This is a genomic window from Chryseobacterium antibioticum, assembly GCF_012927325.1.
In the GTDB taxonomy this organism is placed as follows: Bacteria; Bacteroidota; Bacteroidia; order Flavobacteriales; family Weeksellaceae; genus Chryseobacterium; species Chryseobacterium antibioticum.
Map to the genome: position 1 here is coordinate 1 of NZ_JABBGI010000061.1, position 5625 is coordinate 5625.

7 protein-coding genes are annotated in these 5625 nt (G+C 35.0%); all 7 read right to left on the minus strand.

All coding sequences use genetic code 11. The features are described 5' to 3' along the window. Positions 1-303: 303 nt before the first annotated feature. Positions 304-723 (minus strand): helix-turn-helix transcriptional regulator, encoded by a 420-nt coding sequence (locus tag HHL23_RS22685; protein WP_228464945.1) that lies wholly within the window; start codon positions 721-723, stop codon positions 304-306. A gap of 724 nt (positions 724-1447) precedes the next feature. Next, on the minus strand, positions 1448-1774 hold the full coding sequence (locus tag HHL23_RS22150; RefSeq protein WP_169236906.1) for a helix-turn-helix domain-containing protein: 327 nt from the start codon (positions 1772-1774) through the stop codon (positions 1448-1450). Next, entirely contained in the window at positions 1755-1970 is a 216-nt protein-coding gene (locus HHL23_RS22155; RefSeq protein WP_169236907.1) for a hypothetical protein, read from the minus strand. Before HHL23_RS22155 ends, HHL23_RS22150 begins: the two co-directional genes overlap by 20 nt. Next, a complete protein-coding gene (locus tag HHL23_RS22160; protein WP_169236908.1) occupies positions 1957-2394 on the minus strand; it encodes a transposase in 438 nt (145 codons plus the stop codon). Before HHL23_RS22160 ends, HHL23_RS22155 begins: the two co-directional genes overlap by 14 nt. A gap of 192 nt (positions 2395-2586) precedes the next feature. Then, the gene (locus tag HHL23_RS22165) at positions 2587-3858 is read right to left on the minus strand and encodes a hypothetical protein (RefSeq protein WP_169236909.1); all 1272 of its coding nucleotides are present in this window, start codon (positions 3856-3858) and stop codon (positions 2587-2589) included. A gap of 119 nt (positions 3859-3977) precedes the next feature. Then, positions 3978-4772 carry a hypothetical protein gene (locus HHL23_RS22170; RefSeq protein ID WP_169236910.1) on the minus strand — a complete coding sequence of 265 codons (795 nt, stop codon included), beginning with the start codon at positions 4770-4772 and terminating at the stop codon, positions 3978-3980. Positions 4773-4796: 24 nt separating this feature from the next. After that, on the minus strand, positions 4797-5597 hold the full coding sequence (locus tag HHL23_RS22175) for a hypothetical protein (RefSeq protein ID WP_169236911.1): 801 nt from the start codon (positions 5595-5597) through the stop codon (positions 4797-4799). Positions 5598-5625 lie beyond the last annotated feature (28 nt).

Consider the following 5625-nt stretch of genomic DNA (forward strand, 5'->3'; position numbering starts at 1 on the left):
AAATAGCTCTCAATCTTTTGAAAAATGAGAAAACGCTCAAAGTCGGTGTTAGAGGAAAGCGCCTAAAAGCAGGATGGGATAACAGGTATCTTGAAAAATTAATTAATTTATGATGCGTTTGCCCTGGGTTCCCGTAATGGGAAAGATATAATTGGCTTATTTTTGTATCGGTAAATTATTGACTCCATACTAACAAAAATATAAAGAAAAGCTAGAATTTATACACCAAAGCATTTATATTCATACCAGCATCTACTGAGGCAAATAAAACAATTTCATAATCAAAAACAGATCTACTCCAAACTATAAAGTATCTATCCAATTGTAAAGATCTACATCAGCAGATATTCCAAATGATTTCCTCAGTCTGCTTTTCCTTGCCTGAACTGTTCGCACTGAAATATGGTTGTATTCCGCTATGTCTTTTGTGGTAAAACCTAGTTTGAGAAGAGCACATAATTTAAACTCCTCCGACGTAATAGCCCGATTTATTTCTATGAGGTTATCATATAAATTTGGAAATGAAGATTTTATTTTGGGTATGAAAGCGATATCGTCATTCACGGCAAGTTTTACCAGATTCTCCAAATCCATATCGTCTTTTCTGTTAAGCTTTTCGCGCATATCAGATATTATTTTTTCGCTCCGAAGACCCTTCTGGTATAATTCCAAAACCAGAAAATGTTTTGACAGGATAAAATATCCGAGAACAGAAAATCCCATAAATACTATTATAAAGGTAACGAATCTCTGACTTTTTGCATTCAAATTTTCTACCTCTCCAATTCTAAATATCCTAAAATCATAATAATAGCTTATGAGAAATAGAACAAATGCAGTAGCAAAAACAACTATGATATACTTAGAGGTTTTCCTTGTATTAAAAATAAACAACGAAATAGTCAAGAGCAAAAAATAATATAATGACACACCATTTTCCAAACCTGAAGTGGATGAAAAAAAGAAAACAAACAGCATAGACAATTCTATAGAGGCAAGGCATATCAGCATGTTCTGGCGAGCCTTTGTAAAAAAGAAAAGAAAAAGGAAAAAAGCCCCTAATAAAAAAAAACCAAAAAAATAACTCTCAAACCCAAACAGTAGGTGCCTGAACCCTATCAAAAGGAAAATAATGCCTATAGAAAATGCAAATAAATTTAATCTTTGGGCATCAAGACGCTGAAATCTATCCGCATTGGGGTCAATATGCAAATTCTTTATATAATTCTTTATTCTACGTATCATTGTTCAAAAATAATTCAAAAAAGATAATACTTATTGATTGATAAACTTAATTTTTAAAAATTAATTCTCTGTAAAGTTAAAGAAATTCTGTAATTCCCAGACATCTGTATAACCACAAAATATAATCGGTGTTTTATTGAAAAACTTCAAATAACATTCCCTGAATGCTTTATATTAAAGAGAAAAGCGCATCCCTTTATATCTATATCACATACTTTTTTTTCCATTTGGCTACCGTGTTACGGCTTAATTTAAAATGGATGGCAAGTTGGGTATTGTTGAGTTGTTTTTTTTTCTGGTAATCAAGCATTTTAAGAATATCTCTTTTTTTATATGAACGGCATCTCTGGTTGGCTGCAAAAGTTTCTTTGTCCGGGATGCCGAAAATTTTTTCGTTCAGCTCTATAATATCAACAACAGATAAGCTTTCTTTCTGTAATAGTCGCATACAGCAAGTTCTTTTATCCGGAAACTTTTTCATAATGATGTCGTTATAGATTCTCTTATAATCAGGGATTAATTTTTCCATAAGTAGTTTTTATTTTAATTTCATATACCTTTTCTTCTTTGAAGTACAGCAATAATGCCTTTATTCTTCCTAACCAATTCTTAGACAAAGTATAGAACCAGAAATCGGCGGGATAATAATTAAAGTCCTGTCCAGGAAGTTCTGTTATTTCTTTCTTGGATTTTCCCATCAGATCACTATATTTATTTTTTTTCATCTTTATACTTGCTTATCCACTTATAAAGAGTTGTTTTTGGAATTTTATAATGTTCCATTACTTCGGATTTTGACATTTCCCCTGACTGTATTTGTGCCAGAATGAAATCAATAACTTCTTTTGTATAAATGTTTTTGCGAAACTCAGGTAAGAATGTTTTTTTGTGATTCTTGTTTTCTGTACTTTCGTCTGCTATCGTTGGAGCATAAAAAATCAAATGTTGTGAATACAGCCTGAAAAAATCATATTTCAATAATTTGCTCCATTTCAATAAATTTTCTGTGTCTGCACTAGTTACCTTGTACATTTCTTCTATTTCTTGTTCCGTACATTTCATAAAATTACAAATTCGGGGAAGTTCTATCCCACGTGCTGCAACTTCTTTTTCAATCAATGGTCCTATTGGAATCTCTTTAAAATTCATTTGTTTGTGTTTTTAGAATCTTACAGATTTTTAAGCCTATGCCTATTTTATAGATTTATATTTAAACCGGCAGACGAATTCATCTGCCGGATAAAATATATTTAAGGTGCTTTAATCTGTTCTATTTTTATATATACTTTCCTATCAGTAGGAATAACTAAATATTAATAAGGGTTTTACCAGAATAAATTCCTAGTTAGACATTCTTTGTGCGGTCATGAAGACACGTCGGATGTTATTCGTAGCATTAGTATCATTTAGGTTATCTACAGAAACAAAAACGGTTATTCTGTACCAAATGCCGTCTACAACTAAATCTACTGTTTCTATCTCCCCAGAATTATCAGAGCCAGTCCTATCTCCAGACGTTGCAGTAATCGCTGTTGAACCACTATGCATATTGTCTCCATAACCAAGATATATTCCGTTATCTGTTTCCAGATAACCTCCCGGAGCGAGTAAAACATTAGAACGACGTTGTTGGGTTACACTTGATAATGCTGCATACCACACCTTAATGTTAGAACTAAAAACATTGACCAAACGAGGATTGTAGCTAACTGGGCCTGCTGAATTAGAACTCGTGGTAAAATCAAGATCCAATCTTACCTTTTGTCCTAAAATAGCATCATAAGTACCGCCAATATAGGTACTCAATAATCCTACATACGTCGCTGGTAATGTAAAAGTAAAGAACTGATACTCTCCGGGAGCAAGTACTTTTCCTAGACCAACTGTTGCACTACAGCTTTGTCCTCCGATTGAAAGGGGAAATGTTGTTGTTGTAGGGCTAGATACTGTTGGTGTCCCGGAAATAGTATAGTTTAAAGTACCGGATCCCTGCGCAAAATTACCCTGTGGAAGTGTTGCTGTAAGTCCGTTTACAGGTCCTATAGTTTGTGCAGGGTATATTCCTGCATTTCCTCCGGTATAGGGAACTGACATTGTACCAGCAAAAGGAACACCGCTAGTATAGCTAATCGGATCGAGAGTAGCGCTTGTGCAATTCAAAGCACCTACCGTACCATTCTGTAATGAGCGCCCATCCAAAGGTCTCCATTGGGTTCCGTCCCAATATACATATCCTTGAAAGGTAAGGGCAGCCGTTCCTAAGTTGTATACCAATAAGCCAACTGCAGGGCTTGGAATTGTAGCCGCGTCGTTATAGGCTGTTAAAGCTACTCTTGGACCTAAAAATCCTTTTTTGCTTGTTGCTGCAAGCTGGCTTACATTAAGCTCCAGAATAGCGGATGCGTCGGGAGTTGCTCCGATACCTGTAGATCCTGATGCAGTTACGATAAAGTCATCTTTTAACTGTGCTGCAGTGGGAGTTCCTGTGACCGCATTATTTTTGGCACCATCTATATTGAAAACCCCTTGTGGATTTTGGGTATTAATACCCACCTGCCCGAATGCTAACGAACCGATCGTTAATGCAAAGATTGTATAAAATTTATTTTCCATTTTGTGTAAAAATTTAATTGGTAAAAGAGAAAAGAGCTTTACAATTACTCTTTTTCCCGAGTTGATATATTGAATTTGTGATATTTTATCATTATCTTTTTTTGATTTCCTTAGGTTTGTTATTGGATTTTCACAACGACAACACTAGACAAACTGGCATTATCAAAGTTTATTATTCCATTATAGTTAGTTCCATTTTTATACCTTTGAGAATGAAGAGTTAGAATGGAGCCTGCAGTAACATTCATATAGGAATTTAATCCAAATGCGAATCGTCCGTCGATGTCAACATCTCTGGGGTCATACTGAGGTACAAGTGTTATTACTTTTGCACTTGCTAAACTTCCATTCAGATTAAAATATATATAATTACTTAATCTTGAATTATCAACTGCTGGATCTTGTTTTAATGCAAGATTCGCAGAAACGAGATATAAACCACTTTGTTTTATTCTGAGCTGGTAATTATTAATTTTTTCATAGATAGCAGTATCATCATTAAACACCGCTGTATTAAAAATATCTATGCCTGCTGGAGCCGCTACCGTTGCAGGATTAAAATTATTTGTATTTGTTGAAGAGTTAGAAAACTTAACAGATTTTGCGCTTGTGATTTCTGCCGGGATATACCACCTGTCTAGTTTCCAAACATATACCCCTGGAAAAACAGAATTGACCCCTGTTCCGTTTTTTTTAGTATTAAAAACCATTGTCCCATCCGGAATATTTCCAGTTAGAGGAGTTTTTGCAGCTAAAGAGATCAATTCCACTCTTGGTATTAATACGCCTTTATTTGTAGAAGTAATGTCTAGTGCTGAAGACGTAATTGGGCTGGCAGTTCCTACTCCGACCTGGCTATACACATTATTGGCAAAAAGGAATAGAAATACTATTTTAATTATATTTTTTAACATTTTTTTTGGATTTAAATAAATTAATTATCGAATTCGGAGAATGGCTATACTTGAATCTCCGTTTTGTAAGAATTGCACGGGTGATTGCCCATATAGGCCTCTATAAGTACCAACAGTACGCCTAATTTTCACGGTTACAACATCTCCATCTGCAAGTTCCAGATATTCGGTAAATGCATGAGAAAAAAGACCTCTATCACCATTAATTGAAGCTGAAAATCCAGGTGAAATAGCCTGCTCTGTGCCCACTGCAACGCCATTCACATACACTCTTGCACTCAAAGACAAACGTACTTGGGCATTAGAGCCATTAAGTCTGTCAAAAGATAATAAAGAGGAAATGGAATACAATCCCGATCGGTTTACAGTTACAGATTGGTTCGTGTTATTAACTAAATAAATGGCACTACTTTCATTAATAATCTTATTTCCGAAAAGTTTTACATTTTGCCAAGTCGTGGTGTTGTAATTTGTTGTCGATTCGGAATTGGTGTATTTAACCATTACAGTATTCGTGTTTGTACTGAAATTTGTCCACTGTCCCTCAACAGCATCCCACCAATGAAGTCCCGGGGTAACTGTATTCGGAAAACTATTTGCGGCAGCAGTATTAAAAACCATTGTACCTGTAGGAATTGTTGCTGCTAGAGGTGATGTAGATACTCTGGATGAGAGAGCTACTCTTGGAAACAACATTCCCTTATTAGAAGATTCTACCTGAAGCGCAACCCCATCTTGTATAACAGAGGTGTTAATTCCAACCTGGGACAAAGCTTCGGCAGCAATTATAAAAATAAAAAGGGTGGTATATAAATATCTTTTCATGGTTATCTAATTTTTTCAATGGATATGG

Bases quoted from the DNA above. Each gene is read 5' to 3' on its own strand.
- HHL23_RS22175 (WP_169236911.1), bottom strand. From the start codon at position 5,597: ATGAAAAGATATTTATATACCACCCTTTTTATTTTTATAATTGCTGCC.
- HHL23_RS22165 (WP_169236909.1), bottom strand. From the start codon at position 3,858: ATGGAAAATAAATTTTATACAATCTTTGCATTAACGATCGGTTCGTTA.
- HHL23_RS22170 (WP_169236910.1), bottom strand. From the start codon at position 4,772: ATGTTAAAAAATATAATTAAAATAGTATTTCTATTCCTTTTTGCCAAT.
- HHL23_RS22150 (WP_169236906.1), bottom strand. From the start codon at position 1,774: ATGGAAAAATTAATCCCTGATTATAAGAGAATCTATAACGACATCATT.
- HHL23_RS22160 (WP_169236908.1), bottom strand. From the start codon at position 2,394: ATGAATTTTAAAGAGATTCCAATAGGACCATTGATTGAAAAAGAAGTT.
- HHL23_RS22155 (WP_169236907.1), bottom strand. From the start codon at position 1,970: ATGAAAAAAAATAAATATAGTGATCTGATGGGAAAATCCAAGAAAGAA.
- HHL23_RS22685 (WP_228464945.1), bottom strand. From the start codon at position 723: ATGGGATTTTCTGTTCTCGGATATTTTATCCTGTCAAAACATTTTCTG.